Source organism: Streptomyces sp. IBSBF 2435 (genome assembly GCF_036815005.1).
In the GTDB taxonomy this organism is placed as follows: Bacteria; Actinomycetota; Actinomycetes; order Streptomycetales; family Streptomycetaceae; genus Actinacidiphila.
In genome coordinates this window covers 1-1,711 of record NZ_JAJSYW010000371.1, presented here as the reverse complement: position 1 = coordinate 1,711, position 1,711 = coordinate 1, and the positions used below count along the sequence as shown (strand labels likewise).

Below are 1,711 nucleotides of genomic sequence, written 5' to 3'. Positions count from 1 at the left end.
GCCCGCCGCTTTCCGGCCCGTGCCCCCGCAGCCCGCCGTCACCCCCGCAGGGCCGTTCCGCCGGTCCTGGGAGATCGCCATGCGGTACAGCGCCCTGCACCGCAACGCCCGCCTGGTCGGTCTGACGATCGCCACCTTCGCGGACTACCAGACCGGCCTGATCGCGCCCCTGGACCACCCGAGCGTCGTGCGCCTGTCCAAGGCCACCGCATTGGAGCTGACCAACGTGCGTACCAGCCTGCACCGCCTCAAGGGCGGCGGCTGGATCGAGCGGACCGACGTGGACGACGACACCTACCCGTCCCGGATCACCCTGCTCATCCCCGAGCACGCCCGCCTCCGCGAATAGCCGCGTACGGGGCGCACGCACCGGCGTGCGCCCCGTACGCCTGCCGCCCCGACCAGCACCACCGGAAGAGACGACGTGACCGACGAGCAGCCCAAGCAGAGCGTCCAGTCCGCATGGGTCCTGCGCCTGCGCAGAGAGGCCGAGCGCCTGCAGTGCGACGACATGGCCCGGATCACCTTCGTAGGGCTGCTTATCGCCACGCATACCGACGCGAAGGGCGCCGGTGCGTTCATGGCGCCGGCGACCCTCGCGGGGATCTCCGGGTACTCCGAGGACATGGTCAGGCGCTGTATCGCCGCGCTGGTCGGCATCGGCCTGCTGCTGCGTCAGCGCCGCCAGGGCAAGACCTCGGTCTATCAGCTGCTGGTGCCCGCCGGGGCCGGCGATCTCGACTGGTCACCCCACCTGCTGCCGTTCGAGCAGGCCCGGCAGGCAGCTGCCCGCCGGCGGACCCGGTCCGCCGAACGCTCCGCCGCGAACTCCTCAACACCCGTCGCGACAGGTGTTGAGGACGCCCGTCGCGACGGGGCACCGGAATCGAGAACACCCGTCGCGTCGGGGAATTCAGAACACCCGTCGCGTCGGGGAATTCAGGATCCAGAACACCCGTCGCGACGCCCCGAGAATGCCCGTCGCGTCGGGGAACCCAGAATGCCCGTCGCGTCGGGGGGGTACCTAGACCAGTCCTCTACCTCCGGTAGAGACCCTGAAACCGACCAGGAGCGGGCTGGGCTTGTAGCTCAGCCTCAGGTCGGCGCGCGCGAGGCCGCACAGGACGAATCGGCCCCGGGTCTGCAGGCGCTGCCCGGCGGCGGCCGCGGACCGGCCGGCGACCACCAGGCGCCGTTACTGCTGTCCGTCCACACCGGCCCGCCCGCACTCCCCGACCTGGCCCGGATCGCCGACCGCATGACCGCCCTGTACGGCGTGATCATCCCCCGCCGGTTCGCCGCCCCCGTCGCCCTCGACGTCCTCGGCGACCTCGGCCTGGACCTCCCCGACCCCACCGCATACGTCATCGCAGCCCTGGACGCCGACCCCGACCGCTACCGGCCAACCGAACCCCGCGCCGCCGGCGCCTCCTGACGAGACGAGACGAGAGATGCCCAGTGCAGCCGACGTGGCCACGTGCACCCGATGCCTGGCCCGCATCCGGTGGACGGTCACCGCCACCGGCAAGCCCATGCCGGTGGACGCCGAGCCCGACACCACCGGGAACATCGCCGTCCACACCGACGCAGTCGGCCGCGTACGGTCCCGCGCACTCACCACCGACCGCCCCACGCTGGAAGGCACGGAATGGCAGGCCATGCCGCACGCCGCGACCTGCACCAACCCGCCGCCCCGCACCCCCCGCCGGTC

At 72.3% G+C, this 1,711-nt stretch carries 3 protein-coding genes; all 3 read left to right on the top strand.

What is annotated here, in order from left to right:
• Window positions 1-349 (top strand): hypothetical protein (locus V7E46_RS33475; RefSeq protein ID WP_333771918.1); only part of this gene is annotated, 349 nt, incomplete at its 5' end.
• Window positions 350-424: 75 nt separating this feature from the next.
• Window positions 425-1,435 carry a hypothetical protein gene (locus V7E46_RS33470; RefSeq protein ID WP_333771917.1) on the top strand — a complete coding sequence of 337 codons (1,011 nt, stop codon included), beginning with the start codon at window positions 425-427 and terminating at the stop codon, window positions 1,433-1,435.
• 16 nt (window positions 1,436-1,451) lie between these two features.
• Window positions 1,452-1,711: hypothetical protein (locus V7E46_RS33465; protein ID WP_333771916.1), on the top strand; the 260-nt coding region annotated here is incomplete at its 3' end.